Origin of the sequence: Bradyrhizobium sp. 613_E4_N2_2 (assembly GCF_052075995.1) — a bacterium.
GTDB classification, from domain to species: Bacteria; Pseudomonadota; Alphaproteobacteria; order Rhizobiales; family Xanthobacteraceae; genus Bradyrhizobium; species Bradyrhizobium barranii.
This window is the reverse complement of sequence record NZ_CP197234.1, coordinates 7,924,578-7,951,355: the sequence shown is the minus strand read 5'-3', so window position 1 is coordinate 7,951,355 and position 26,778 is coordinate 7,924,578. Positions and strand designations below refer to the sequence as shown.

Genomic DNA, 26,778 nt, shown 5'->3' with positions numbered 1-26,778 from the left:
CGCCGCGGCATCGACCGCAATACTCGCGGGGACGCAAGCCCTTGCGCAAGCCAATCAGCCAACAGGAGCCAGGCCAATGACATACCAGCCCAAGCCGATGCCGTTCGATCCGAAATCCATTGCCGGCATCTCGGAGAAGGTGCTCGTCAGCCACTACGAGAACAACTATGTCGGTGCCGTAAAGCGACTCAACGCGATCGGAACGCAACTCGCCGAGCTCGACTTCGCGAAAGCTCCGAACTTCGTCATCAACGGCCTGAAGCGCGAGGAACTCGTCGCGTCAAACTCGATGATCCTCCACGAAATCTATTTCGACGGGCTCGGCGGTGCCGGCAAGCCGAGCACACCACTTGCCGACGCGATCGCGCGCGATTTCGGCAGCATGGAGCGGTGGCGCGCGGAGTTCTCCGCCATGGGCAAGGCCGAAGGCGGCGGCTCCGGCTGGGTGATTCTTTCTTACTCGCCGCGCGACAAGCGGCTGGTCAATCAGTGGGCCGCCGACCACACGACGACGCTGGCCGGCGGACGCCCAGTACTGGTGCTCGACATGTATGAGCACGCTTATCACATGGATTATGGCGCGGCGGCCGCGAAGTATGTCGACATCTACATGGAAGCGATCAAATGGGACAACGCTGCAACACTGTACGATCAATACAGGCGGGAAGCTTAGACGTCGTGCAAAAAACGAGCGTAGCGCTCTTAGGGGCGGCGTTGTTCCTATTGTTGGTTGAAGGAAACGCGATGGCAGAAACTGTAAATTTTGACAACGCAGCAACCGGCGCAGCGCCCGAAGGCTGGACGCTGACGATGACGGGTCGTGGCCAGCCCAAATGGACGGTCGAGGTGGAGTCGACGGCGCCAAGCAAGCCGAACGTCCTGAAACAATCCGGTCAGGCGACGTTTCCAGTGGCGCTCAGGAGCGGCACCAGCATCCTGGACGGGTTCGTCGAGGTCAAGTTCAAGGCGATCGCAGGCTCCGAGGATCGTGCGGCCGGTATTGTCTGGCGCGCAAAGGATGCCGACAATTACTATGTCGTGCGGGCCAACGCGCTTGAAGACAATGTTGTGCTCTACAAGACGATCAAGGGTGTTCGCAGCGCGCTCGATATTGTCGGCCGGAAAGGCGGCTATGGCGTCAAGGTATCGGTGCCGTCAGGTCAATGGCATTCCCTACGTTGCGAATTCGCGGGAAAGCTATTCAAGGTGACGTATGACGGCAAGCCGATGTTCGAGGTCGAGGACGAATCGATCAGGGACGCCGGCATGATCGGCTTGTGGACCAAGGCCGACAGTGTCACCGTATTCGACGACCTGACATACGGTGCGCTGAACTAGGTTAACATCGGCGTCGACCCTCTCACGTCGGAGAAACCATGCTCGCTCGAACCCTGCTTGCGGCCACCGTCCTGTTGATGCTCGCGCACCCGGCAATGGCGCAGGAGCCGCTCGCGACCTACAAATCCCTGAGTCCCGAGCTGGCGCTTGATCTGGCCCGGGCATCGCTTGGTGATTGCCGATCACGCGGGTACCAGGTCGCCGTCGCGGTCGTCGATCGCTTCGGGGGGACACAGGTGATCCTTCGTGACAGGTTCGCAGGTGCTCACACCGTTTCAACGGCCTCGGGCAAGGCGTGGACCGCAGCAACATTCCGTACCAGCACCACCGAACTGAATGCCGTCAGCCAACCTGGCATGCTGCAGGCCGGTATCCGCAATCTCCCCGGCACGGTCATTATAGGTGGCGGATTGATTGTCGAAGCGGGCGGTTCACTGGTCGGAGCCGTCGGTGTGTCTGGGGCGCCCGGCGGTGATGCTGACGAAGCCTGCGCCAGGGCCGGAATCGACGCTATACGCGACAAGCTGGAGTTTTAGGGCCGCCTTGCCCGCCTCAGCGAGGCCTTGAGCGCCTGAGCGTGAGGGCTTCGGCAACCGGTCGAAGCCCTCAATGCGCCGTGGCGATGAGTACGCGGCTAGATCCCCAGCAGCCTGCGCGCGTTGGCCTTCAGTACCTTCGGCCGGATCTCGTCGCGGATCTCGATCTTGGCGAAGTCCGACAGCCAGCGGTCCGGCGTGATCACCGGCCAGTCCGAGCCGAACAGCATCTTGTCCTGAAGGATCGAGTTGATGTAGCGCACCAGGATCGGCGGGAAATACTTTGGCGACCAGCCCGAGAGGTCGATGTAGACGTTCGGCTTGTGGGTCGCGACCGACAGCGCTTCCTCCTGCCAGGGGAAGGAGGGATGGGCGAGGATGATCTTGAGGTCGGGGAAATCTGCCGCGACGTCGTCCATGTACATCGGGTTCGAATATTTCAGCCGCATGCCCATCCCGCCGGGCATGCCCGAGCCGACGCCGGTCTGGCCGGTGTGGAATAGCGCGATCGCGCCGCCATTGTTGATCTCTTCGTAGAGCGGATAGGCCATGCGGTCGTTGGCGTAGAAGCCCTGCATGGTCGGATGGAATTTGAAGCCGCGCACGCCGTATTCCTCGATCAGCTTGCGCGCCTCGCGCACACCGAGCTTGCCCTTGTGCGGGTCGATCGAGACGAAGGGAATGAGGACGTCGAGATGGTCGGAGGCGATCTCCAGCATCTCCTCATTTTTGTAGCGGCGGAAGCCGGTCTCGCGCTCGGCATCGACCGGAAAGATCACCGCGGCGATGTTCTTGGAGCGGTAGTAGGCCGCGGTCTCCGGCACGGTCGGCGGATGCTTGTGCGGCGACTTGAAGTAGTCCGCCATCTGCGCCTGGAAATCGTCATAGCCGTCGTCGGGATGGGTGCCGCAGGGCTCCTCGGCGTGGGTGTGGATGTCGATGGCGACGACATCGTCGATGTTGGGCAGCTTCAGCTTCGGCATTGGTTTCCTCCCGACGGGTTGACGAATTGATTATATGATATAACGAATTTGGCAAGGCACGTCGTCGAAGCGAAGCCCCAAGTCGACAAATGCGTAGATCGGGCCGATCCGGCCGTTTCTACTTTGCTTTCTACTTTGCATGGGGTTGTTTTCCAGAATTTGCTGGCCCGGAACCGGGCAGTTAACATTGACATCCGGTCCTCCCATGCCTTAAGAACCGCCCCGTCCCGGGCGGTCGGTCCGCCAGCGGGAAAGATCTCATTTTGCCACATTCGCGCGTGCCGAAACGGTAGTGCCGAACACGGCCTTTCGAACGTTCAGGATTCTGCCATGAAGGTCCGTAACTCGCTGAAATCGCTGCGCGGTCGCCATCGCGCCAACCGCCTGGTCCGCCGCAAGGGCCGAGTCTATGTGATCAACAAGGTGCAGCGCCGCTTCAAGGCTCGCCAGGGCTGATATTGCCCTCGCGGTCGCCTCCGCGCGCCCCGCAAGACCACGGCTCACACGAGTTTGACGCCGCCTTTGCTTTGCAAGGGCGGCTTTGCGCGTTTAGACTTTGCGCATGGCAGTGAGATTCCTGGCAGTGAGCTTCCCTTTCGCACGCACCCTGTGTCTGGCCCTTGTGCTGGGCGCCACTGGCCTTACGCCAGCCCTGGCGCAGAAAGAGCTGCCTGCCCCTCCCGGCAAGGAACAGAAGAAGCTGCCGGAGGCGCCGGCCAAGCTGCCCAAGGTCGACCGCAGCAAGAATCTCGATTTCCTGTTCGGCGCGCTCAAGGCCGCGCCCGACGAGGCCAGCGCCAAGCATGTCGAGGCGCGGATCTGGGCGATCTGGATCCAGACCCCGAGCGACACCGCATCGCTGTTGATGGCGCGGGCCAAGACCGCGGTCGACGCGCAGAAGATCGACATCGCGATCAAGCTGCTGGATTCGGTCATCAAGCTCAGGCCCGACTACATCGAGGCCTGGAACCGGCGCGCCACGCTCTACTACATGCAGAATGACTACGGCCGCTCGCTTGCCGACATCCGCGAGGTGTTGATCCGGGAGCCTCGCCATTTCGGCGCACTCGCAGGCCTCGGCATGATCATGCAGGAGGTCGGTGACGAGAAACGTGCGCTCGAGGCCTACCGCAAGGCGCTGGCCGTCAATCCGCACCTCGAGAAGATCCCCGAGCAGGTCAAGGCGCTGACCGAGAAGGTCGAAGGCCGCGACATCTAGCGGACAAGTTGATCATTTCCCGAGTGATTGCAGCGTGCGCGGATTAACCACGATCACACGTGCGGCGTTCTCAGGGGTATTGTTGAAGCGCGCGCAGGCCTACCTGCATGGCAGGAGCACGGCCATGAAGCGTTTGATCTTTGCAGGTGTATTGCTGCTCGCGTCGGGCTCGGTGAGCCTCGCCGACGGCTTGTTCTGGGTGGTCGGCAATCGCGCCACCGGCAAATGCAACATCGTAACCAGCAATCCCGTGATCATCGGCGACATCTGGTTCGGCGACGGTCCCTACAAATCCAGGGCCGATGCCAAGCTTGCCCGTTCGACGATCCGCGCCTGCCCTGCGGTCACACCCGACGAGGAAAAGGACGAGGACGGAACGAACTAGCCTGCACTTAGTGCAGGACGCTACCGGCGCGCTCGACAAGGCCGTGATCGGCGGCCGCGGCGTAAGCCTTTGCAAGCTCCGTCTCGAGATGCTCGTTGATCAGAAGCAGTGCCCGCACTGCACCGCGCAGGTCACCGTTGCAGCTCGCCACGATCTCGTCGATCGCAGTGTCTTTGGATCTGAAGCTCATCGACATTCTCCGGTTCAAATCAGGACAAATCCTGCCGGCCTTTCCCGCATCCCCTTGGAGTTTGCGAGGAGGATCGGCGCCCACCCGCGCCTAGATGGCGGAACCGACCGTGGCGATTATATGGAAGCCGCGATGACGACTGCATGAAGCTGGCCCGAGGCTTGCGCGCTGCGAGGAATTCCATTGATTTTATTGCGTTTTTTCCTGCTGGAATTATGCACATATCCACAGCCCCGGCATTTCAAGTGGAGCGCGGGATCTCACGGCGCGAAACTGCCGCCCGCTAGTCTCGTAACTGCCAGGTGCCCTGGATCGCCCGGATTCTCCCCATGATTGTGATGTCAGTCGTGACCGCGCTGGTTCTGCTGGCGCTGGCCACGCAGGCCGGCGTCCTCGCCGTGCAACGCGCCTTTCCGCCCCAGGGCCGGATGGTCGAGGTCGACGGCGCTGTGCTTCACGTCGTCGATATCGGTCCGCGCGGTTCAGGCATGCCGATCGTGATGCTGCACGGCGCGAGCTCCAATCTCGAAGCGATGCGGCGTCCGCTCGGCGACCTCCTTGCCAAAGACCATCGCGTCATCCTGATCGACCGTCCCGGTCACGGCTGGAGCACGCGGATGCGGCGGCAGGATTCGACGCCAGAGATCCAGGCCCGGATGATTGACGAGGCGCTTCGTAAGCTCGGGATCGATCGCGCGGTCTTCGTCGTGCATTCCTGGAGCGGTGCGCTCGGCGCGCGGATCGCGCTCGATCATCCCGGCCGCGTCGCCGGTCTCGTCATGCTGGCGCCGGTGACCCATCCCTGGCGCGGCGGCGTCGGCCGCTACAACGAGATCATCGCAACGCCGGTGATCGGCCGGCTGCTCGCCTATACCATCACGCTGCCGATGGGGTATTTCGTTGCCGAGGCCGGCGCGCGCAGCGTCTTCCTGCCGCAGACCATGCCGGATGGTTTCGTGCAGGACTCCGCGACGCCGCTGCTGCTGCGCCCGCGCGAGTTCATCGCCAATGCCTATGATTTGGTGACGCTGAAGGAAGCGGTGACGGCGCAGGCTGCGCGTTATGGCGAGATCAAGGCGCCGGTCACGATCATCGCCGGCGAGCCCGACAAGACGGTGAAGACCGCCATCCACGCGCGTCCCTTCGCCGCGATGGTGCCGGGTGCAAAGCTGATCGTGCTGCCCGATCTCGGCCACATGGTGCAGAACGCTGTGCCGGATCTGGTGAAGACGGAAATCGAGACGATGATCGGGAAAATCGTCCCTGCGCAGGCGGCCGCCGATTAAGGCGTTTTCGAGCGAAGTGGATACCGGTTCGCGTGAAGAAAACGCGTCGAAACAAGAAGCCCGAGCTTCGGTTCTGACTCAATCAGAACCGAAGCTCGGGCGGCCGCCGTTCACGCGCTTACTGCTTGATTTTCCCGTCCTTGTCGAACTGCGCGACGAAGGCCCAGAGATTGTTGATCTCGTTCTCGTTCTTGATGCCCGCGAACGCCATCTTGGTGCCGGGGATCTTGGCCTTGGGGTCCTTGATGTATTCCTTGAACGTGGCTTCATCCCAGGTGATGCCGGAATTCTTGTTCGCATCCGAATAATTGTAGTCCGGTGCGGTGCCTGACTTGCGGCCGTTGAGGCCGTTGAGCTCGGGGCCGACCTTGTTCTTGGCGCCTTCGCCGATGGCGTGGCAGGCCAGGCATTTGTTGAACGACGATTTGCCGGCCGCAACATCCTGCGCCATCGCGGCGGGTGCGGTGGCAGTCACGGTGAGGATCATCAGTGCGCCAAAAGTCAGTTTTGTCATCGGGTGCTCTTCGTCTCTTCCCTGGTGGGTCTAGGCTGGTCGGTCTTGCCTGGTCGGCAAACGACGGACCCGCCGGTTTTGGCAGGCCCGCCCGGCTTGGACAAGCCGCGAAACCATGACAGGTTTCATGCTGCCCTACTTGTCCCAGAGCGAACTCGCCGAAGATGGCCGCTCCGACTTTCGGATGGCCTACCCAAACAGGCGCGGACGTGGTTGATTTGCCGCGATAATTTGATCGTGGGCTACGAGTCGGAAGGATATGTTATGGCCATCATGATGCCCGCGAGCGACCAGGCCGTGCTGGCGCGCCGCGCTGAGATCGTGGCTGCATTGCGCGCAATCGTGCCCGGCGAGGGCGTGATCGACAGCGCCTCCGAGATGCGGGCCTACGAATCCGACGGGCTGACGGCCTATCGGCAGCCGCCGATGGTCGTGGTGCTGCCCGACACCACCGAGCAGGTCTCGCTCGTCCTGAAATATTGTGCCGGGCAGGGGATCAAGGTGGTTCCGCGCGGCTCCGGCACTTCGCTGTCCGGGGGCGCGCTGCCGCTGGAAGATGGCGTGCTGCTCGGGCTCGGCAAGTTCAAGCGGATCCGCGAGATCGATTTCGACAACCGCGTCGTCGTCACCGAGCCCGGCGTCACCAATCTCGCCATCAGCCAGGCGGTCGCGCATGCCGGCTTCTACTACGCCCCCGATCCGTCCTCGCAGATCGCCTGCTCGATCGGCGGCAATGTCGCGGAGAATTCCGGCGGCGTGCACTGCCTGAAATACGGCATGACCACCAACAACGTGCTCGGTTGCGAGATTGTCCTGATGAGCGGCGAGATCCTGCGCATCGGCGGCAAGTCGGCGGAGAACACCGGCTACGACCTGATGGGCGTCATCACCGGCTCGGAAGGTCTGCTCGGGGTCATCACCGAGATCACGGTGCGCATCCTGCAAAAGCCGGAGACGGCGCGGGCGCTGATGGTCGGCTTCGCGCAGGTTGAGGCGGCCGGCGAATGCGTGGCGCGCATCATCGGCGCCGGCATCATTCCCGGCGGCATGGAGATGATGGACAAGCCGGCGATCCACGCCGCCGAGGCCTTCGTTCATGCCGGCTATCCGCTCGACGTCGAAGCGCTGCTCATCATCGAGCTCGACGGTCCCAAGATCGAGGTCGACGAGCTGATCACGCGCGTCGAGACCATTGCGAATGCTTGCGGCTCGACCACCTGCCAGATCTCGACCTCCGAGGCCGAGCGCAATTTGTTCTGGGCCGGCCGCAAAGCGGCGTTTCCGGCCGTTGGCCGCATCTCGCCCGATTATCTCTGCATGGACGGCACGATCCCGCGCGGCGCGCTGCCGAAGGCGCTCGCCCGCATCCGCGAACTGTCGGAAAAGTACCAGCTCGGCTGCGCCAATGTGTTCCACGCCGGCGACGGCAATCTGCATCCGCTGATCCTCTACGATGCCAACAAGCCCGGCGAGATCGAGCGCGCCGAGGCCTTCGGCGCCGACATCCTGCGCGCCTGCGTCGAGTTCGGCGGCGTGCTCACCGGCGAGCACGGCGTCGGCATCGAGAAGCGCGACCTGATGCCGGAGATGTTCACCGAGATCGACCTCAACCAGCAGCAGCGCCTGAAATGCGCTTTTGACGCGCAGGGCCTGCTCAATCCCGGAAAGGTGTTTCCGACCCTGCATCGCTGCGCCGAGCTCGGCCGCATGCATGTGCACGCCGGGAAGGTGGCGTTTCCGGACATTCCGCGGTTCTGACGGTCGATACCCGGCATGGCGGCGACATGGCGGACGTTCGGATCAGTGTGACGAAAGAAGCGCCGGGCAGGCCGCTGGCGAAGTCGCGCCTGCTGTTCATCGACAACATCCGCTGGTCGATGATCATTCTCGTGCTGAGCATGCACGCAGCCGACACCTACAGTCCGTTCGGCAATTGGTACTATGTCGACCGGCGGGAGACCGGCTTCGGCACGGCCCTCTTCTTCGGCATCTATCAGAGCTTCCTCCAGGCCTTCTTCATGGCCGCGCTGTTCTTCATCGCCGGCTATTTCGCCGTCGGCGCCTTCGATCGGAAAGGACTTTCGAAATTTGCGCGTGATCGGCTGATCAGGCTCGGCTTGCCGACTTTGCTCTACATGTTGGTGATCGGCCCGCTGACGCAGTATTTTCTGTCATGGACTTGGGGCAAGGGCGGTTTCGGCCATCAATGGCTGACCCATCTGATGGACGGCGAATGGCTTTCCGAGACGGGACCGATGTGGTTTTGCGCGGTGCTGCTGCTGGTCTCGCTCCTCTATGGCCTGATCCGCCAGACCGGATGGCGGGAGCCCGAGGTTGCGCTGTGCGGCACGGGGATTGTTCTGTTCGTTGCGGCCATGGCGGCGTTCACCTTCGCCGTTCGCATCGCCATCCACGCCGATACCTCCGTGCTCAACGTTCACCCCGGCGATCTCCCGCAATACGCTCTCATGTTCGCAGCCGGCGCCGTCGGCTATCGCAGCAATTGGATGGTTGGGCTTGCCGAGCGCTCCTGTATCCGCTGGGGACTGCTCGCGCTGTCGCTCTCTGTGCCGCTGTTTGCAGCGCTCGTGCTGTTCGGGGGAGGCCTGCAGGGGGACACCGCGCTCTATGCAGGCGGCTTCAACGTCGTCAGTGCCGGGAAGTGCCTGTGGGAGGCGCTGGTCTGCGTCGGCATGGGTCTCTTGATGCTGGCCGTCTACCGCCGCTATTTCGACGCGCAAGGGCCGGTCGCCAAATGGCTCTCGGACAACGCCTTCGGCGTCTACCTGATCCATCCGCCGATCCTGGTCGGCTTTGCCCTGCTTCTGCACGCACTGCCGCTCTTCGCACTCACGAAGGCGCTCCTGCTGACCATGTTGGCCGCGATCGGCAGCTTGGCCGTCTCGGCACTGATCCTGCGCAGATCGCCGCTGCGCGCGATCATATAGTCGTATGCCGCGGTCCAGATCGAACCGCGGCATACGAGCTGGTGTTTACATGAGTGCGTATTGAGCCCGTTCGCGCTTCGCCAGCAGCGGCAGGGCTTCGCCGGCGATGCAGGTCTTGAAATGCGCGCTCTCCTGGTGCGCTTTGAACGCGGCCTCGTCGCGGAACAGCTCGTAGAACAGGAACTGGGCCGGATTGTCCCTGGCGCGCGAGATCAGGAACAGCTTGACGCCCTCCTCGCGCTGCGCCTCCGGCAGGAAGCGGTCGAGGATCGCGGCGACCTTGTCGGCCTCGCCGGGCTTGGCCTCCCATTGCGCGACGACGAGCAGGCCGCCGCCGTCGACGGCGTCGCTGAGGGATTTCTGCGTGGCATAGTGGTTCATGGTCCTTGCTCCTTGCTGCTGGGCTTGAGATGACGCCGCCGCCCATGGCGAGAGATAGATCGCCAGGACGGCTCCGAAGGCCCGGATCACCGACCTGCGGCTGAACGCTTCGTGGACGCGCGGCACCAGCCGCTGATGTGTCGATCGCATGCTTGTCTCCATCGGTTGGCCTCGATCGCGATCGGCGCAAGCTTGTAGCGAGGGCCTGCCGGCTTTGGTTCGCCGCTGGTCGAAGTGTCGATGTCGTGAACGCTTCGATCATGATCGAAGCGTCGTGGTCGCCCGTGCCGGATCCCCGACTGCACCGGCGCTGATCGCCGGCGTCACGCCGCATTTGATTTTGGCGGCGAATTTCGCTACCGCCTTTTCCCGTGGATACGCTCAGGGTCAGAGACGCCAAAGACGTCGAAGAGGTGGTGCGCGCGGCGATTGCCAACGAGCAGCCGCTCGAGATCATCGGTCATGGCAGCAAGCGCAGCATTGGCCACACAATGGCGACCAACGCCGTGCTCGACCTCTCCGCGCTGAATGCCGTCACCTCCTACGAACCCAACGAGCTGATCGTCACGCTCCAGGCCGGCGCCCCGCTGGCCGACGTGCTGTCGCTGATCGACGCCAAGAACCAGCAATTCGCCTTCGAGCCGATGAACACCGCGCCGCTGCTCGGCACGCCCGCGTTGGGTACCATCGGCGGCATGATCGCGGCCGGTCTCGCCGGTCCGCGGCGGATCAAGGCGGGCGGGGCGCGCGATCACCTGCTCGGGGCGCACGCCGTCTCCGGTTTCGGCGACAGCTTCAAGACCGGCGGCAAGGTGGTGAAGAACGTCACCGGCTACGACCTCTGCAAGCTGCTGGCGGGGTCCTGGGGCACGCTGTCGGTAATGACCGAGGTGACGCTCAAGGTGATGCCGAAGCCCGAAGCGGAGCGGACGCTGCTGCTGCGCGGGCTCGACGATGCCGTCGCCAACAAGGCGATGACCGCGGCGCTCGGCTCGCCCTTCGACGTCTCCGCCGCCGCGCATCTGCCGAAATCGGCCTTCCGGGCGAAGACCGACGGGCTGGGCGACATCGCCAGCCAGGGCGAAGCGCTAACCGTGCTGCGGCTCGAGGGCATCACGGCGTCCGCCGCGCACCGCGCCGGCTCGCTGCGCGAATTGCTGGCGCCGTTCGGAACCGCGACGCTGGTCGAGGATGTGGCCTCCGCCGCATTGTGGGCCACGATCCGCGACGTCCTGCCGTTCGCGGCCGGCGGTGCAGTTGGGGCCTGGCCGGTGTGGCGGATCGTTTGTCCGCCGGCTTCCGGCGCGGTGCTCGGGACCCAGCTGGCGCGCGAGACCGGCGGCGACATCATCTACGATTGGGGCGGCGGCCTGATCTGGGCCGCGCTGCCGCCGAAGGCTGACGCGCATGCCCCGGCCGTGCGCCAGCGTGCGGATGCTGTGGGCGGGCACGCCACGCTGATCCGGGCGGCCGAGGACGTCAGGCGCGGTGTCGACGTATTCCATCCGCAGGCGCCCGGCATTGCCGCGCTGAGCGATCGGGTCCGCGCCAGTTTCGATCCGAAAACCATTCTCAACCGGGGGCGGCTGACGCGGGGCGCTGCGGCATGAAGACCGAATTCTCACTGGCGCAGCTCGCCGACCCCGACATCGCGGAAGCCGACAAGATCCTGCGCGCCTGCGTCCATTGCGGCTTCTGCACTGCAACCTGTCCGACCTATGTGCTGCTCGGCGACGAGCTCGATAGCCCGCGCGGCCGCATCTACCTGATCAAGGAGATGCTGGAGAAGGACCAGACCCCGACGGCCGAGGTGGTCAAGCATGTCGACCGCTGCCTGTCGTGTCTGTCCTGCATGACGACCTGCCCCTCGGGGGTGAACTACATGCACCTCGTCGACCAGGCCCGGGTCAGGATCGAGCAGCGCTATCAGCGGCCGCTGACCGAGCGGCTGTTGCGCCAGGTGCTGGCCTTTGTCCTGCCGAATCCGCAGCTCTTCCGCACCAGCATGTGGCTGGCGCGCCTCGCCCGTCCGCTTGCCGTATTCCTGCCGACGCCGCGGCCGTCGGCGACGCCCGGCCTGATCCAGCGCCTCAAGGCGATGCTGGCGCTGGCGCCGAACCGTCTGCCGTCGCCCGGCCCGCTCCCCGGCAGCGTATTCGCGGCACTCGGCAAGAAGCGCGGCCGGGTCGCGCTGCTGCAAGGCTGTGCCCAGCAGGTGCTGGCGCCGCGCATCAACCAGGCCGCCATCAGCCTCCTCACCCGCCACGGCATCGAGGTTGTCCTGGTCCGGGACGAGCAGTGCTGCGGCGCGCTGACCCACCATCTGGGCAACGACCAGGATGCGTTGGCGCGGGCCCGCGCCAACGTCGCGGCGTGGCGAAAGGAAGCGGCCGGCGAGGGGCTCGACGCCATCCTGGTGACGGCCTCCGGCTGCGGCACGGTGATCAAGGACTACGGCTATCTCCTGCGCGAGGACACGGCGTTTGCCGCCGATGCAGCGCAGGTGTCCACGCTCGCCAAGGACATCACCGAATTCGTTGCCGGCCTCGAGCTCGCGACCACTACGCGACAGGACAATATCGTCGTCGCCTATCACTCCGCGTGTTCGTTGCAGCACGGGCAGAAAATCACGGGCCTTCCGAAAGAATTGCTTTCCAAGAATGGATTCGTGGTGAAAGATGTGCCGGAGAGCCATTTGTGTTGCGGCTCGGCGGGGACCTACAACATTCTCCAGCCCGAGCTTGCGGGCCGGTTGCGCGACCGCAAGGTCGCCAACATCGCAAGCGTCAAGCCGGACATGATTGCCGCGGGCAATATCGGCTGCATGGTGCAGATTGCCAGTGGCACGTCAGTTCCGGTCGTACACACGATTGAGCTTCTCGATTGGGCTACGGGCGGGTCGCGGCCGGCATTGAATGCCTCGAGCTAGCCTTCGTCCGGAGGTGACGGCTGAAGACGCCCGATCGACCATTGTTCGGCGGCAACAGGAGGACCACGATGGCGAAAGCGAAGAAGAAAAAAAGCAAGAAGGCCAAAAAGGCCAAGAAGGCTGTAGCGGCGAAGAAGACCGCGAAGAGGGCAGCCAAGAAGTCCGCGAAAAAGTCTGCCAAGAAGTCTGCGAAGAAATCTGCCAGGAAGGCCGCCCCGAAGAAGGCCGCCAAGAAGGCTGCGAAGAAGTCGGCCAAGAAGGCTGCCAAGCCGGCTGCACCGAAGAAGGCCGCAAAGAAAGCGGCGCCGAAGAAGGCGAAGGCAGCTCCTGCGCCGAAGCCCTCAGCGCCGGTGGCGGCTCCGGCTCCGGAGCCCGCCGCCGAGACAAGCTGGGCGATGCCTTCGTCTTCTGCGGAGCCGACGCCGGCCGAAGGGCAGGGTTAGGCCCCGAGGGGCTCCCACGGTTAGGGTCCAAGTCAGGTCCAAGGTGAGGGCCAAGGCTGGGTCCATCCCGACGACAACGACCGACAACAGGAAGGCCGCGGCGGTGATGCTGCGGCCTTTTTGCATCGGCACAATGGTCGCCGCCCGGTTGTCGTTTCTCGCGTCAGTCCGATTCGTGGCACAGGCACCACTGCACCGGCGGCTCCCGTATTAATCCGGGCGGCTCTGTGCACTTTGGAATGAAAATAATGTGATCGAGAAGCAACACAGGCGGACAACCTTCTGTAGAATCGTCAGAACGCCTAAAAAGTCGGCAGATGCTCGTGATTTTTGCTTCACGGTTCGCATCCTCCCATCCAGATTGTCGCGGTAACGAAATTTTGCAGACACGTCGTACGCCCGGGGGGCTTCCGGGAAACCGACTGGGTAGAACTGGTGATGGGGATCGAAATGAAAAAAGTGGCTTTGTTGGCAACGGCGCTGGCAATGGTGACGGGTTCGGCTTTCGCGGCAGACATGCCGGTCAAGGCTCTGAAGGCCCCGCCGCCGCCCGCCTTTGACCCCTGGGATGTCGCCTTCGGCGCCGGCATCATGAGCGATTACATCTTCCGCGGCGTTACTCAGTCGAACCACAACCCGTCGGTCGCCGCCTATTTCGAGCCGCGCTACAACGTCAACAAGGACCTCCAGCTCTACGTCGGTGCGTCCGCGGAGAGCATCTCGTTCCCGAACCGCGCCGCGGCTGAAGTCGACATCTACGGCGGTATCCGCCCGACCTTCGGCATGTTCGCCTTCGACTTCGGTATCTGGGGCTACCTCTATCCGGGCGGAAGCTGCTTCGGTTCGCAGGGCACCCTCGCCCAGGGCAATTGCGGCACCGGCCTCGACAATTCGCAGGGCGCGATCGGCCTTCCGATCAACGGCAACTTCGCCAAGAAGGACGCAAGCTTCTACGAAGTCTATGCCAAGCTGAATCTCAACATCAACGACCAGTGGGTCGTTGGCTTCAACGAGTACTATTCGCCGAACTTCCTGAACCTCGGCGCCTGGGGTAACTACGCCTCGATCACCGCCAAGTGGACCGCGCCGAGCACCACGTTCGGTGCCAGCGGCGTCGGCATGTATGTGTCGGGTGAATTCGGCCGTCAGTGGCTCGGCACCTCCGACATCTTCTACGGCATTGCCGGCGACCCGCTGTACTCCAACGGCATCAAGGAGCCGAGCTACAACACCTGGAACGTCGGCGTCGGCTTCACCTACAAGGTGTTCACGCTCGATCTGCGCTACTACGACACCGACCTCTCGAAGGGTAACTGCAACGCCTTCACCAGCGACTTCTCGGCCACCAACTCCAGCCCCGGTTTCGTGACGCCGATCAATGGCGGCGCGAACGCGGCCACGGCGTTCGGCTCCAACTGGTGCAGCGCGGCCGGCGTCGCCAAGCTCTCGGTCGACCTGACGGCGATGACCAACCTGAAGTAAGTTTCTTCCCGAGACGACCTAACGAGGGCGGCAGAGCAATCTGCCGCCCTTTTGCTTTGGGCTTGGGCTCGTCTGTGAGAGCGCTCGGCCTGCATGGTTCGACACGCGCCGCCAGGCGGCGCTCCTCGCCATGAGGGTCGAGGATCTTGCCGCGATTACAGACCTCATCCTGAAGAGCCCGCCGGAGGCGGCGTCTCGAAGGGTGGCTGCAACGAAGGTCCTACCGAGGCTAGCCTCAGGCTTGGTTGTGTCACCTCAGCTCGCCGCGGTCGGCTCCGCCTGGGCCGGCTCGCCGTCCTTGCCGAGAACGTGGATCTCGCCGTCCTTCACCAACGCCACCTTGCGGGTGTGGAAGGCGTCGAGCGTCGAGCGGTGGCCGATCGAGACGATGGTGGCCTGCGGCAGCTTCTCCGCCAGCAGCCGGTACAGCCGGGCTTCCGATGGTTCGTCCAGCGACGCCGTGGCCTCGTCGAGGAACAGATAATCCGGCACGTGCAGGAGGGCGCGCGCGAGCCCCAGGCGCTGCTGCTCGCCGAGCGAGAGCGTCCTGTTCCAATGACCGTCCTCGTCGAGTCGCTCGGCCAGCTTCGGCATGCCGACCGCAATGAGTGCGTCCCGGATTTTCTCCGGTGCGACGGCGCCATGTTCTGCCGGGTAGATGACCGCGTCGCCTAGCGGGCCGATCGGGAAGTAGGGGCGCTGCGGTAGCATCATCAGCTTCGATTTCCCGGGTATGGCGATGGTGCCGGTGCCGAACGGCCAGACGCCGGCGATGGCCCGGAAAAGCGTCGACTTGCCGGAGCCCGACGGCCCGGTCACCAAGACCCGCTCCGCCGGTTGGATCGTGAAGGCATCGGCTGCGACCAGAGGCGCACCGTTCGGTAGCTTCACGAGCAGCTGCTTGAGCGCGATCGCCGTCGTGCTGCCGGATGGTGCAAGGCCGATGGTCGGCTCATGCGTCGGCGGGTGTGCGGCCGAGGCCACCGACATCTCGAAGCCGTCGAGACGGGCGACGATCGCGCGCCATTCCGCCAGCGCCCGGTAGGCCACCACGAAGAACGACAGCGCACCCTGGACGCTCGAGAAGGCCGATGCCGTCTGCATCATGTCGCCGAGCTGGATCTTCTTGGCGAAGAAGGCTGGCGCCACCAGCACGTAGGGAAAGATCACGGCAGCCTGCTGATAGCTCGCCGTGAACGCGGTGAGGCGCTTGGTCCGGCTCATGATGGCGTACCAGTTGCCGATCACGAAGCCGAAGCGACGGAAGAGACCGCCGCGTTCGGCGCCCTCGCCCTTGAGCAGCGCGATCTGCTCGGAATTCTCGCGGACGCGGACGAGGTTGAAGCGAAAGTCGGCCTCATAGCGCTGTTGCTCGAAATTGAGATTGACCAGCGGCGCTCCGATCCAGTGCGTCAGCGCGGTGCCGAAGATCGCGTAGATCAACGCGCCCCAGCACAAATAGCCGGGGATCATGAGATCGGTGCCGAACAGGTGCAGCGGCGCGGCGTTGGACAGGCCCCAGAGGATGATCACGAAGGAGAACAGCGTCACGATCGCCGAGAGCAGGCCCAGTCCGATCGTCAGGGTCTGCTCGACGAAGTTCTTGACGTCGTCGGTGATGCGCTGGTCAGGGTTGTCGGCCGCATCGCCCTTGAGCTGCATGCGGTAATGCGTGGAGCCGTCGAGCCATTCGCGGAGATAGTGTTGGGTGAGCCACTGCCGCCAGCGGATCTGGAGCCACTGGTTCAGGTACAGCTTGTAGACCGCCAGCGCGATCGCGGTGAAGGCGAGGCCGATGAAGATCCAGATCTGCGTGACGAAGGCGTCCCAGTCGCTGTTCTGGAGCGCGCTGTAGAACCGGTTCTGCCACTGGTTCACCAGCACGTCGATCGCGACCAGCGCCAGCTCGATTGCGATCACGGCGGCGAGCAGGCCGCAGCCTGCCCACTTGTCCTCCGAGCGGAAATAGGGGACGGCGATTCGCCAGACGATCGCGAGCGTGGCGCTGATGTTCTTCACAGAGCTCTGTCTCCTGAGGGGATGTGCACAACGGCCATAGGCCAAATGGCTGTGGCAACGGCAGAAAGCGCTTAGACTAAAGTCGCAAGTTCATCAATTTGCGTTGGCTTGTCGCAGCTTGCAACCCTAGCATGGGTACAACGGCGCGGGGTGGGGGCCTCCGGGACTTCGCGGGCTTGTGAGCGGACGGGAACCGCCGCACTCGCGAGGAATTCGCGTCCAGCTCGGGGGTTATCGCTTCCAGCGTCAAGCAGGTTCGGCTGTCCACGCGGGCCGCCTGCCGCAACAGGCGTGGGGGAGGAAGACCATGTGGAATCAAGTCTATGACCCGCTGCACAGCCCGGTGCTGTCGACGATCGCGGCGGCAATACCCGTCGTCACGCTGCTGATCCTGATCGCGAGCGGTCGCGTCCAGGCCCATATTGCTGCAATCATCGCCGTGATCGTGGCCAACCTGATCACGATCTTCGTGTTCACCATGCCGGCGAACATGTCGATCCGCGCCTCGATCCTCGGCATCGTGACCGGCTTCTTCCCGATCGGCTGGATCGTTCTCAACGTCATCTTCCTCTACCAGGTGACGGTCACCACCGGGCGCTTCGAGCTGCTCAAGCGCGCGGTCGGCGGCGTCACCGAGGACCGGCGGCTGCAATTGCTGCTGATCGCGTTCTCCTTCGGCGCGTTCTTCGAGGGAGCCTCGGGCTTCGGCACGCCGGTCGCCATCACGGGCGCCGTGCTGATCGGGCTCGGCTTCTCGCCGCTCGCGGCCTCCGGCCTGTCGCTGATCGCCAATACCGCGCCGGTCGCCTTTGGCGCGCTGGGCACGCCGATCCAGGGTCTTGCCTCGGTCACCGGGCTTGATCCCTACATCCTCGGCGCGATGGTCGGACGGCAGTTGCCGATCTTCTCTCTGATCGTGCCGTTCTGGGTGGTGTGGGCGTTTGCGGGTTGGAAGGGCATGAAGGACGTCTGGCCGGCGATCCTCGTCACCGGCGTGTCGTTCGCGGTCCCGCAATTCGTGATCTCGAACTTCATCAATCCCTGGATCGTCGACATCGGGGCGTCGCTGATCTCGATGGGCGCGCTGATCCTGTTCCTGAAGGTGTGGCAACCCAGGCAGCTCTGGTTGTCGCCGGCGCTGCGCGGGAACGATGAATCGGCCTCCACCATGGCTGCGGCCAAGCCGCTCGACATGACGCCGCTGACGCAGAGCGAGCTGTTCAGCGCGCTGCTGCCGTGGATCATCGTCTGCATCGTGATGCTGGTCTGGGGCAATGGCGGCTTCAAGACCTGGGCGAACTCGATCTTCACCTGGAACTATCCCGTTCCCGAGCTGCATCAGATGATCAACAAGATGCCGCCGGTCGCGCCAGGGCCGACCAAAGAGAGCGCGGTGTTCGGCTTCACCTACCTGTCCTTCACCGGCACGGGCATGCTGATTGCCGCGATCATCTCCGGCTTCCTGATGGGTGTCGGTCCCGGCAGGCTGCTGATCCAATACGGCCGCACCATCCGGCTCTGCGCGATCTCGCTGATCACGATCTCGGCGATGCTCGCGATCGGTACGCTCACGCGGCTCTCCGGCGTCGACGCAACGCTCGGCCTCGCCTTTGCCGCAACCGGCGTGCTCTATCCCTTCTTCGGCACGCTGCTCGGCTGGTTGGGCGTGGCGCTGACGGGATCGGACACCGCTTCCAACGTGCTGTTCGGCAATCTGCAGAAGATTACGTCCGAGCAGCTCGGCCTGTCGCCGATCCTGATGGCTGCGGCGAACTCGTCCGGCGGCGTGATGGGCAAGATGATCGACGCGCAATCGATCGTCGTCGCCTCCACTGCCACCAACTGGTACGGCCATGAGGGCACGATCCTGCGCTTCGTGTTCTGGCACTCGATCGTGCTGGCCTCCCTGGTCGGCCTGTTCGTGACGTTGCAGGCCTATGTCTGGCCGTTCACGGCGATGGTGCTGAAGTAGCAGGTCACGCCTCGCTTCAACGCAAATCCCCGCAGGGCTTCGCTGCCTTGCGGGGATTTTTGCATCTAAAGCATGATCCGGAAAAGTGCGAAGCGGTTTTCCGAAAAGATCACGCTCAAACAACAACCTGAAGCGCGATGACGATTCGTCCCAATCTCATCGCGCTTTAGCCTCCGCGAACCTTCTCAACAGCGCCGCCGTCTTATAGAACGTGCCGCAAATCAGGTCGGTCGAGAGGTCTCATGGTTTCGCTCAAGCAGATGGCGTGTTTGGCGGTTGCAATGCTCGCGATGTCCACGCTCGCGCGTGCCGAGGACGGTTTTCCGTTCGGTACCGAGATGACGCTGGAGGCCCTGCCGCAGCCGGGCTCGAAGCGGATTCCGAACATCGAGATCGGCGACAATGGCGAAGTCGTGCTGGAGCTCTGGTGCAAGGGTGGCAAGGGCCAGTTCTCGGTCGCCGGCAACACGGTGATCTTCGTCCCCGGCCAGATCCAGGACCGTTCCTGTCCGCCGGCCAGGGCGCAGGCCGACGACGAACTCGTCGCGTCGCTCAGCAGCGTCGAGACCTGGAAGCGTCAGGGCGACGTACTGACACTGATCGGTCCCAAGCCGCTGCGCTTTCGCACGACGGGGAATTGAGGCGCGATCGCTGTCGTGCCCCGGCTTGACCGGGGCACCCAGTACGCCGCGGCCTCTCGATTCAACCACAACTGTCTCGGAGTACTGGATCGCCCGGTCAAGCCGGGCGATGACGGCGAGAGTGGGTGTCTACGCCTACTTCCACACCGACTTGTCGGCGTCCCAGCGCTGGCCTTTCAGCTCTTTCGCGAGCGCTTCGATCGAGCCGTTGTCGTCGGGCTGATCGCCTTCCTCGTCGGCCGAAGCGTCGTCCGAGAGATTGAGCTTGGCGCCGCTGCTCTCATCGGCGGTCGTGGTCGAGGGGCTGCCGATCCAAAGCATCAGTTTGTCGGTCGTGCCGGGCTTGTCGGGCGAGATGAGGCCTGCAACCTCGATCGTGTCGGTGAGCTCGAGTGCCGGAAAATCCTGGTTCGGCCGCTTGAAGACGAGCTTGAGCTTGCCGGTGGCCGGGTTGAAGCTGTGCGAGACCTGCTTTGCCGCAAGCGTCCGGCTCATCACGCCGGCGACGGCTGAGGCGAGCTTGTCCCGGCTGATCTTGTCGCCGTCGCGCCAGTCGGCCGCGGGAAAGCGGATGGTGCGGTCCATCTCGGTCATGCCCGCGGTCCAGCCCGCCGCGGTGACGCCGGGCATCGCCTTGAACTTCGCCAGCAGCGCGCCGGCGCGTTCCGGATCGACCGACATGTTGATGGTCTGCTCGCCGGCACGCAGCGCGTCGCAGCCGACGGTCAGGCTCGCCAGCGTCACCTCGACGTCCTGGCCCTTCAGGCTCTTCAGGAACTCGGACGCCGCATCCAGCTTGACCTTGACCGCGATCGCTTCCGGAGAGACGTCGGTGAAATCCTTCGGCTGCGGCGTGATGCCGTCGTCGGAGGTCTGGTTGTCCTGAAATTCCTTCTCGCTGAGATCGGAATTGTCGGGCGAGGTGACCTCGGTCACGGCCTGGCCGATCGCGATCTGGCCGCGGAACTCGAACGTGTCGCCGGACTGTTTGCGCAGCAGCTTGACGGTGACGGGCGCCTTCTCGCCGAGGCTCTGGGTCGTGCCCGTCAGGTTCTGGCCCGCGACCTGGAGATTGACGACGAAGCGGTCCTTGCGGTCGGAATTCTTTGCGACGGGATAGCAGACGTCGAGCACGGCCGCCGTCACCGTCTTGCCCTGCCGCGTCTCCTTCAGGATCACGTCGGCATTGCCGTCCATCAGGCCGTCAATCGAGGTGAAATAGCGGGTCTCCGTCCCGCCCGGCGCCGTGGCCTTCGGCGACAGCTTCATCTGGGCCGATGCGACATCGGGCGAGACGGCAAGCAGGGCCGCCAAAAGGGCTGTCGAACAAACCAGAAGCGCACGCATCGATGAATCCTCGCGCAATCGAATCGGCGCGCCACCGTAGTGGGTTTTGGCCGCCGGTTGAATTGGAAAGCAGAAGGGGCAGGGTCGGCAAAAAAGAAGGCCGCCCGGAGGCGGCCTTCGCAACATTGTAACGGAACGGAGGCTTAGAAGCCGCCCATGCCGCCGCCGCCCGGCATGGCGGGCGGAGCTTCCTTCTTCGGCGTTTCGGCGACCATGGCCTCGGTGGTCACCAGCAGGCCGGCCACGGACGAGGCGTCCTGCAGCGCGGTGCGGACCACCTTGGCGGGATCGATGATGCCCTTCTCGACCATGTCGACATAGTCCTCGTTCTGGGCGTCGAAGCCGAAGGTCTCGGACTTGTTCTCCAGGATCTTGCCGACCACGATCGAGCCTTCCACGCCCGCGTTCTCGGAGATCTGGCGGATCGGGGCTTCCAGCGCCTTCAGCACGATGTTGATGCCGGCCTGGACGTCGGCATTGGCGTTGGTGAGACGGCCCACCGCCTTCTTGGCCCGCAGCAGCGCGACGCCGCCGCCGGGGACGATGCCTTCCTGCACCGCGGCGCGGGTGGCGTTGAGCGCGTCCTCGACGCGGTCCTTCTTCTCCTTGACCTCGATCTCGGTCGCGCCGCCGACGCGGATCACCGCGACGCCGCCGGCGAGCTTGGCGAGACGCTCCTGGAGCTTCTCACGGTCGTAGTCCGAGGTGGTCTCCTCGATCTGGGCCTTGATCTGGCCGACGCGGGCCTCGATCTCCGGCTTCTTGCCGGCGCCCTTGACGATCGTGGTGTTCTCCTTGTCGATCACGACCTTGCCGGCACGACCGAGCATCTTCACCGTGACGTTCTCGAGCTTCATGCCGAGGTCCTCGGAGATGAGCTGGCCGCCGGTGAGGATCGCGAGGTCCTCGAGCATGGCCTTGCGGCGGTCGCCGAAGCCCGGCGCCTTGACGGCGGCGACCTTGAGGCCGCCACGGAGGCGGTTGACGACCAGGGTGGCCAGCGCCTCGCCCTCGACGTCCTCGGCGATGATGACGAGCGGCTTGCCCGACTGCACCACGGCTTCCAGCACCGGCAGCATGGCCTGCAGGCCGGACAGCTTCTTCTCGTGCAGGAGGATGTAGGCGTCCTCGAACTCGGCGGTCATCTTCTCGGGGTTGGTGACGAAGTAGGGCGACAGATAGCCGCGGTCGAACTTCATGCCCTCGACGATGTCGACCTCGGTGTCGAGCGACTTGTTCTCCTCGACGGTGATGACGCCCTCGTTGCCGACCTTCTGCATCGCCTGGGCGATCATCTTGCCGATGGCGGCATCGCCGTTGGCCGAGATGGTGCCGACCTGGGCGACCTCGGAGGAGGCGGCGACCGGCTTGGCGCGCTTCTCGATGTCCTTGATGACAGCCGTAACCGCGGTGTCGATGCCGCGCTTGAGGTCCATCGGGTTCATGCCGGCGGCAACAGCCTTGGCGCCTTCGCGCACGATGGCCTGGGCCAGCACGGTCGCGGTGGTGGTGCCGTCACCCGCGGTGTCGTTGGTTTTGGAGGCGACTTCGCGCAGCATCTGCGCGCCCATGTTCTCGAACTTGTCCTCGAGCTCGATCTCCTTGGCGACGGTGACGCCGTCCTTGGTGATGCGGGGTGCGCCGAAGCTCTTCTCGATGACGACGTTGCGGCCCTTCGGACCGAGCGTCACCTTGACGGCGTTGGCGAGAATGTCGACGCCGCGCAGCATGCGTTCGCGCGCGTCTCCGGAAAACTTGACGTCTTTGGCAGCCATTTCTTCAATCCCTCGTGTTTCGTGATGTGTCTGCCGCTTGCGGAATGACCGAATGCCCGGATCGCGCGATCCGGGCATGACATTCAGCGGCTGTTCAGGCTGGCGGCTTTAGGCCATGACGCCCATGATGTCCGACTCCTTCATGATCAGGAGCTCTTCGTTGTCGATCTTGACCTCGGTGCCCGACCACTTGCCGAACAGCACGCGGTCGCCGACCTTGAGGTCGATCGGGATCAGCTTGCCGGCCTCGTCGCGGCCGCCGGGGCCGACGGCGACGACCTCGCCCTGGGACGGCTTTTCCTTGGCGGTGTCCGGAATGATGATGCCGCCCTTGGTCTTTTCCTCGGCGTCGATACGTTTGACCACGACACGGTCATGCAGCGGACGAAATTTGGATTTAGCCATGACGTTTCCCTTTGGAGGCTCGCTTCGGAAGGAATGGAAGTGGGTAGGGGCGGCGTCCGTCCACCCTCTTGCCGAGGATCGAACGGCGCGCTTAGCAATCGGGCTTTCCGAGTGCTAATAGTGCGCCCGGAAATATGGCTTGGCCGCGATCCTGTCAAGCAAGGGTGGTTAAGCGATTGGTGAGGCGGATATAGGATCGTGTCTATAGAAACATATTGGTCGCGCTGGCGTATAAAGGACGTCATTGCTCCGACAGCGGTTTTGCGCTTGGCTGCAGGAGGGATGCGGTCGGGGTCTCATTTGGGGGACGGTTTGCTCGGGGGAATGTCATGATCAGGTCAGCTCACGCACGCACGGTTGCCAATCTGGCGGCCGCCTCCTGCCTGGCGCTGCTGCTTGGCGCCTGTGGCGGCGGTATGAGCCTGCCGTCGTTCTCGTCGTCTTCGCCGCCGCCCGAGGCCGAGCCCGGCACCGGCCCGGAAATGCCGGCGAGCATCCGCGCCGACGAGATCGTCGGCCGCTGGGGTCTCGCCTCGTTCCAGAACCCGGCCGACCGTGCCCGCACCGAGGCCGCGGCCCGGGCGCAGTGCAAGAATCCCTACGTGATCACCGCCGGTTCCTCCGGCGGCGTGATCATGCATCTCGCCGACCAGGCGACGCCGCAGGAGCTGCGGCTGAAGGGCTCGCCCAGCGGCAAGAACTACATCGGCCCGGCGGGGCCCACCCCCGGCGAGCAGGACCGCGAGATCGTCTCCTTCGACGGCCGCGTCCTGATCACCCGCTTCATCGACAAGGACGCCGCCACCCGCTACGGCAACATGGTCTACGTCCGCTGCGCGCCAAGGGCGTAGTCTCTCTACTTCGTCATGCCCCGCGAAGGCGGGGCATCCAGTACGCCGCGGCTTTTCGGTTCTAGCCTCGCAGTTTCTGGAATACTGGATCGCCCGGTCATGTCCCGGGCTGAACATCAAGCCGGGCGATGACAGTGGAGGGGATGCTCCAAAAACAAAAAACGCCGGCTCTCGCCGGCGTTTTGTTTTTCCGTAATGCCGCGCCCGATCAGTCGAACAGCGCGTCGATGTCGTCCTGCGAGGCGTGGCCGACGTCGCCGGCGAGCTTGGGGCCGTTGAGGAGCTTTTCGTCCTCGCTGCGGGTGTCGGCCGGCGCGGGCACATGGGCCTTGATCGCGTCGACGCCGCCCCAGATCTCCATCATCGCATTGATGTGCTGCTCGATGAACTTCATCGTGGTCATGACCTTGCTGATGCGCTGGCCGGTCAGGTCCTGGAAGTTGCAGGCTTCGAAGATCGAGATGACGCGTTCCTGGATGTCGTCGGCGAGCCGCTTCTGCTGATCGGCCGATTGCACCTTGGACATCGCGCTGGCCGCCTGGTCGATCGATTCGGCGGCTTCGAGGATCTGCTGGGTCGCCTGCTCGGTGCCGCCGACGACCGCGCCGAGCTCGCCATTGACCTTGGCCATTTCGCCGCCGTCGAAGCTCTTGCCGTGCAGCGTCGCGATCTCGCGCTTGGTGCGATCGATGGCGTCGTGGATGAGGTCGAGCTCGACCTTCAGCTTCTCGCACTGCTCGATCTGCGCCCGGTAGGTATCGAGCATGGTACGAGCTTCAGAGAGCTCGTGGGCGGTGGAGGCGTCGATCGCCGCCATGGCCGCGCTGCCGGACAAGGGCACGGTGCCCTTCGCCATCTGTGCGCGGATCGCACGCAGCTCCGCCATGATCTCGTTATGCATCGGCGCAGCCTCCTCAATCATTTCGGGGCTGGGCATCTCGCCGACAATAGCCTCCTCGACACGAAAACGTTTGCGGTGAATAGCCATCAGGAACTCCCCCCACCTCACTCACGCGTCTTTGTAGACAGAAGCAATTTAACACGAGGTTCACAGCGGGAACTGTTGCGCGGCCGCACGCGACGGCGCGAAAGGAAGCGATTAACCATGGGCCTGCGGCGTTCATCGAAAATAAACGCTGATCGCCAAATTGCACCCTCGCTCGCGACGTGGTGAATCGAAACGGCTGATACGTTTACCAAACAAAACGGCTTTTGCTCTTTATTGACCACGTCGCGGTCGCCGGTCAGCCATCGGCTCTGCACGACGCATGGGATCTAGACGAAACAGTACAGAGTACGTCGATGTTCAAGAAAATGTCTGTCGCGCTGCTCGGCAGCGCTTGCACCTTCATTGCCGGCGCGAACAGCGCCAGCGCCTTCGACAATAGTGTGCCGAACGATCCGCCCGCGGTGCTCTACCAGCCGCAGGTGCAGCCGGCGCCGGTGCGTGTCGCCTCCAATGCGAATATGGGCGGCGGCTTCATCGAGTTCCTGTTCGGTGACGGTCCCGGCCGCGGCCCGGCCTACGCGCCGCAACAGCCGGTCTATCAGCAGCAGCCCGGCTATTACGACCAGCGCCGCCTGCCACCGATGGGCGAGCCGCAGATGCAGGGTGGATATCAGCAAGGCGCAGGTCTCCAGCAGGAGGCGGTCGATCCGCGCCAGCGTCCGTTCGATCCGAGATTCGAGAAGCAATCCGTCGACTATAGCGGCAAGGAAACTGCCGGCACCATCGTGGTCGATACGCCGAACAAGTTCCTCTATCTGGTCGAGGGCAACGGCCGGGCGATGCGCTACGGAATCGGCGTCGGCCGTCCCGGCTTCACCTGGTCCGGCGTGAAGTCGATCACGGCCAAGCGCGAATGGCCGGACTGGACGCCGCCGGCGGAAATGATCGCGCGCCGGCCCGACCTGCCGCGGCACATGGAAGGCGGCCCGGAAAATCCGCTCGGCGCGCGCGCGATGTATCTGGGCTCGACGCTCTATCGTATCCACGGCTCCAACGAGCCCTGGACCATCGGCACCAACGTCTCCTCAGGCTGCATCCGCATGCGTAACGAGGACGTCATCGACCTCTACGGCCGCGTCAATGTCGGCACCAAGGTCGTGGTGATGTGAGCGTCTGACGCTCGACATGAAAACGGCCGCCTCCCGGGCGGCCGTTTTTGTTTGTCGCGCTGATCGGGCAGCCTCACGCGTAGTCGCTGCCGCCATCGTCTCCGCCGCCGAAATCGCTGTCGTCGTCGGCTATGTCCATATTGCCGTTGTCGTGGTCGTTGTCGTCGTAGTTCTGATCGTTGTTGTTGTCCCGGTCGTTCGACGCCTGGTCGGTGAGGCCCTGGCGGGAACCGTCGTCGCGGTCGCGGTTGGAGCCAATGTCGTTGAGACCGGCATCGCGCGAGAGCGAGCCGCCGGACTGGTCGCTGCCGCCCCAGGGACTTCCACCAGCGCTGCGGTCGCCGAGCGCGTTGGTGTCGCCGAAGGCCTGCTGGTGCGATCCGCCCATCATGCCGCGGATGCTGGAGAGCAGCAGCGAACCGCCGACGACGCCGGCCGCGGCCGCCGCCGCCGTGCCGAGGAACGAGCCGCCGCCACCGCCCATCGGCGGAGCGCCATAGCCCTGACCCGGAGCTTGACCTGGACCTTGGCCGTAGGCCTGTCCATAAGGAGGCGGCGCGCCGTAACCGGGCTGTGCCTGCGGCATCGCCTGACCGGTGTTCCAGACCGGCCGCGCGTCACGCGGCGGCACGTTCGGAACCGAGCCGCGCGAGGGGCCTCCGCCGAACAGCGAGTCGCGCATGGTATCGAGGAAGCCGCCGGACTGCGCCTGCTCGGGCGCATGGGCCGCTTCCAGCTCCTGGATGCGGTTATGAGCACGCTTCAGCGCTTCGTCCTGCAATAGCGTGGTCTGCACCAGTGCGTAGACCGCGCCGGGGGCCTTGCGCAGCCCGTCGGAGATCGCGGCGATCGCGTCGGGATCCCGCGGTGCATTTTCCAGTTTCGAAAGCCGGTCGAAAAGCTCGTCGACGAGCTGGCGTTCCTGCGGCGTCATGATCAGTCTCCCTCGCTCAAACCAAGCGCGAGGCAGATGTAGGGTTCCATTGTGGCCCCAACAGTGCCGGCCGGATTAAATT

27 protein-coding genes are annotated in these 26,778 nt (G+C 64.1%); 17 read left to right on the top strand and 10 right to left on the bottom strand.

All coding sequences use genetic code 11. From position 1 onward, the window contains the following. Nucleotides 1-76 precede the first annotated feature (76 nt). The 3 genes from AB7290_RS37695 to AB7290_RS37685 are packed head-to-tail and all read left to right on the top strand — an operon-like array spanning nt 77 to nt 1,874. Nucleotides 77-673 carry a superoxide dismutase gene (locus tag AB7290_RS37695; protein WP_028147969.1) on the top strand — a complete coding sequence of 199 codons (597 nt, stop codon included), beginning with the start codon at nt 77-79 and terminating at the stop codon, nt 671-673. A gap of 5 nt (nt 674-678) precedes the next feature. Further along, nucleotides 679-1,338: a hypothetical protein gene (locus AB7290_RS37690; protein ID WP_354113968.1), complete on the top strand. Its 660-nt coding sequence runs from the start codon at nt 679-681 to the stop codon at nt 1,336-1,338. Between the two features lie 38 nt (nt 1,339-1,376). Next, the gene (locus AB7290_RS37685; protein ID WP_085403385.1) at nt 1,377-1,874 is read left to right on the top strand and encodes a GlcG/HbpS family heme-binding protein; all 498 of its coding nucleotides are present in this window, start codon (nt 1,377-1,379) and stop codon (nt 1,872-1,874) included. Between the two features lie 98 nt (nt 1,875-1,972). Here the strand turns inward: AB7290_RS37685 and AB7290_RS37680 are convergent, their stop codons facing one another. Beyond that, a complete protein-coding gene (locus tag AB7290_RS37680; RefSeq protein WP_028147972.1) occupies nt 1,973-2,857 on the bottom strand; it encodes an amidohydrolase family protein in 885 nt (294 codons plus the stop codon). A gap of 330 nt (nt 2,858-3,187) precedes the next feature. Here AB7290_RS37680 and ykgO point away from each other — a divergent pair, with 330 nt between their 5' ends. The 3 genes from ykgO to AB7290_RS37665 all read left to right on the top strand — a co-directional run bounded on the left by ykgO (nt 3,188) and on the right by AB7290_RS37665 (nt 4,461). Further along, the gene (ykgO, locus tag AB7290_RS37675) at nt 3,188-3,313 is read left to right on the top strand and encodes a type B 50S ribosomal protein L36 (RefSeq protein ID WP_006611362.1); all 126 of its coding nucleotides are present in this window, start codon (nt 3,188-3,190) and stop codon (nt 3,311-3,313) included. 106 nt (nt 3,314-3,419) lie between these two features. Beyond that, nucleotides 3,420-4,076 (top strand): tetratricopeptide repeat protein, encoded by a 657-nt coding sequence (locus AB7290_RS37670; RefSeq protein WP_094184308.1) that lies wholly within the window; start codon nt 3,420-3,422, stop codon nt 4,074-4,076. Between the two features lie 124 nt (nt 4,077-4,200). Next, complete coding sequence (locus AB7290_RS37665) at nt 4,201-4,461, top strand: hypothetical protein (protein WP_028147974.1); 261 nt, start codon at nt 4,201-4,203, stop codon at nt 4,459-4,461. Nucleotides 4,462-4,468: 7 nt separating this feature from the next. Here the strand turns inward: AB7290_RS37665 and AB7290_RS37660 are convergent, their stop codons facing one another. Continuing rightward, on the bottom strand, nt 4,469-4,651 hold the full coding sequence (locus AB7290_RS37660; protein ID WP_063986707.1) for a hypothetical protein: 183 nt from the start codon (nt 4,649-4,651) through the stop codon (nt 4,469-4,471). 329 nt (nt 4,652-4,980) lie between these two features. On the opposite strand from AB7290_RS37660, the gene AB7290_RS37655 reads away from it, so the two are divergent. Next, nucleotides 4,981-5,937, top strand: a complete 957-nt coding sequence (locus AB7290_RS37655) for an alpha/beta fold hydrolase (protein WP_085403384.1) — start codon at nt 4,981-4,983, stop codon at nt 5,935-5,937. 118 nt (nt 5,938-6,055) lie between these two features. Here the strand turns inward: AB7290_RS37655 and cycA are convergent, their stop codons facing one another. Further along, nucleotides 6,056-6,451 (bottom strand): cytochrome c-550 CycA, encoded by a 396-nt coding sequence (gene cycA, locus AB7290_RS37650; protein WP_014491900.1) that lies wholly within the window; start codon nt 6,449-6,451, stop codon nt 6,056-6,058. A gap of 264 nt (nt 6,452-6,715) precedes the next feature. On the opposite strand from cycA, the gene AB7290_RS37645 reads away from it, so the two are divergent. Continuing rightward, on the top strand, nt 6,716-8,209 hold the full coding sequence (locus AB7290_RS37645) for an FAD-linked oxidase C-terminal domain-containing protein (protein WP_085403383.1): 1,494 nt from the start codon (nt 6,716-6,718) through the stop codon (nt 8,207-8,209). A 26-nt stretch (nt 8,210-8,235) separates the two neighbouring features. Further along, the gene (locus AB7290_RS37640; protein WP_085403382.1) at nt 8,236-9,399 is read left to right on the top strand and encodes an acyltransferase family protein; all 1,164 of its coding nucleotides are present in this window, start codon (nt 8,236-8,238) and stop codon (nt 9,397-9,399) included. A 45-nt stretch (nt 9,400-9,444) separates the two neighbouring features. On the opposite strand, the gene AB7290_RS37635 is transcribed toward AB7290_RS37640, so the two are convergent. Next, complete coding sequence (locus AB7290_RS37635) at nt 9,445-9,930, bottom strand: putative quinol monooxygenase (RefSeq protein WP_094184315.1); 486 nt, start codon at nt 9,928-9,930, stop codon at nt 9,445-9,447. A 221-nt stretch (nt 9,931-10,151) separates the two neighbouring features. Between AB7290_RS37635 and AB7290_RS37630 the strand changes: the two genes are divergently transcribed. From AB7290_RS37630 to AB7290_RS37615, 4 genes are all read left to right on the top strand, one after another. Next, nucleotides 10,152-11,390 carry an FAD-binding protein gene (locus tag AB7290_RS37630; protein ID WP_085403381.1) on the top strand — a complete coding sequence of 413 codons (1,239 nt, stop codon included), beginning with the start codon at nt 10,152-10,154 and terminating at the stop codon, nt 11,388-11,390. After that, nucleotides 11,387-12,709: a glycolate oxidase subunit GlcF gene (glcF, locus tag AB7290_RS37625; protein ID WP_085403380.1), complete on the top strand. Its 1,323-nt coding sequence runs from the start codon at nt 11,387-11,389 to the stop codon at nt 12,707-12,709. The genes AB7290_RS37630 and glcF overlap by 4 nt, the downstream gene beginning before the upstream one ends. A gap of 68 nt (nt 12,710-12,777) precedes the next feature. Further along, nucleotides 12,778-13,152 (top strand): histone, encoded by a 375-nt coding sequence (locus AB7290_RS37620; protein WP_071909499.1) that lies wholly within the window; start codon nt 12,778-12,780, stop codon nt 13,150-13,152. 450 nt (nt 13,153-13,602) lie between these two features. After that, nucleotides 13,603-14,634, top strand: coding sequence for a TorF family putative porin (locus AB7290_RS37615; RefSeq protein ID WP_071909500.1), 1,032 nt, complete (start codon nt 13,603-13,605; stop codon nt 14,632-14,634). Between the two features lie 255 nt (nt 14,635-14,889). Here AB7290_RS37615 and AB7290_RS37610 read toward each other — a convergent pair whose 3' ends face one another. Further along, nucleotides 14,890-16,653, bottom strand: coding sequence for an ABC transporter ATP-binding protein/permease (locus AB7290_RS37610; protein ID WP_085403379.1), 1,764 nt, complete (start codon nt 16,651-16,653; stop codon nt 14,890-14,892). A gap of 307 nt (nt 16,654-16,960) precedes the next feature. Between AB7290_RS37610 and AB7290_RS37605 the strand changes: the two genes are divergently transcribed. Both AB7290_RS37605 and AB7290_RS37600 read left to right on the top strand, forming a co-directional pair. Beyond that, entirely contained in the window at nt 16,961-18,625 is a 1,665-nt protein-coding gene (locus AB7290_RS37605; RefSeq protein WP_085403378.1) for an L-lactate permease, read from the top strand. A gap of 242 nt (nt 18,626-18,867) precedes the next feature. After that, nucleotides 18,868-19,266 (top strand): META domain-containing protein, encoded by a 399-nt coding sequence (locus AB7290_RS37600; protein ID WP_063985629.1) that lies wholly within the window; start codon nt 18,868-18,870, stop codon nt 19,264-19,266. 135 nt (nt 19,267-19,401) lie between these two features. Here AB7290_RS37600 and AB7290_RS37595 read toward each other — a convergent pair whose 3' ends face one another. The 3 genes from AB7290_RS37595 to AB7290_RS37585 form a co-directional block, all read right to left on the bottom strand. Then, nucleotides 19,402-20,613 (bottom strand): hypothetical protein, encoded by a 1,212-nt coding sequence (locus AB7290_RS37595; protein WP_085403377.1) that lies wholly within the window; start codon nt 20,611-20,613, stop codon nt 19,402-19,404. Between the two features lie 143 nt (nt 20,614-20,756). Further along, nucleotides 20,757-22,388 carry a chaperonin GroEL gene (groL, locus tag AB7290_RS37590; protein ID WP_071909505.1) on the bottom strand — a complete coding sequence of 544 codons (1,632 nt, stop codon included), beginning with the start codon at nt 22,386-22,388 and terminating at the stop codon, nt 20,757-20,759. Between the two features lie 108 nt (nt 22,389-22,496). After that, a complete protein-coding gene (locus AB7290_RS37585; protein WP_014491914.1) occupies nt 22,497-22,793 on the bottom strand; it encodes a co-chaperone GroES in 297 nt (98 codons plus the stop codon). A gap of 329 nt (nt 22,794-23,122) precedes the next feature. Here AB7290_RS37585 and AB7290_RS37580 point away from each other — a divergent pair, with 329 nt between their 5' ends. Continuing rightward, the gene (locus tag AB7290_RS37580; RefSeq protein WP_063985626.1) at nt 23,123-23,644 is read left to right on the top strand and encodes a hypothetical protein; all 522 of its coding nucleotides are present in this window, start codon (nt 23,123-23,125) and stop codon (nt 23,642-23,644) included. Between the two features lie 208 nt (nt 23,645-23,852). Here AB7290_RS37580 and AB7290_RS37575 read toward each other — a convergent pair whose 3' ends face one another. Beyond that, a complete protein-coding gene (locus AB7290_RS37575) occupies nt 23,853-24,632 on the bottom strand; it encodes a protein phosphatase CheZ (protein WP_028157918.1) in 780 nt (259 codons plus the stop codon). A gap of 314 nt (nt 24,633-24,946) precedes the next feature. On the opposite strand from AB7290_RS37575, the gene AB7290_RS37570 reads away from it, so the two are divergent. Continuing rightward, nucleotides 24,947-25,762, top strand: a complete 816-nt coding sequence (locus tag AB7290_RS37570) for a L,D-transpeptidase (RefSeq protein ID WP_085403376.1) — start codon at nt 24,947-24,949, stop codon at nt 25,760-25,762. Between the two features lie 73 nt (nt 25,763-25,835). On the opposite strand, the gene AB7290_RS37565 is transcribed toward AB7290_RS37570, so the two are convergent. Further along, nucleotides 25,836-26,696: a DUF2076 domain-containing protein gene (locus AB7290_RS37565; RefSeq protein ID WP_085403375.1), complete on the bottom strand. Its 861-nt coding sequence runs from the start codon at nt 26,694-26,696 to the stop codon at nt 25,836-25,838. Nucleotides 26,697-26,778 lie beyond the last annotated feature (82 nt).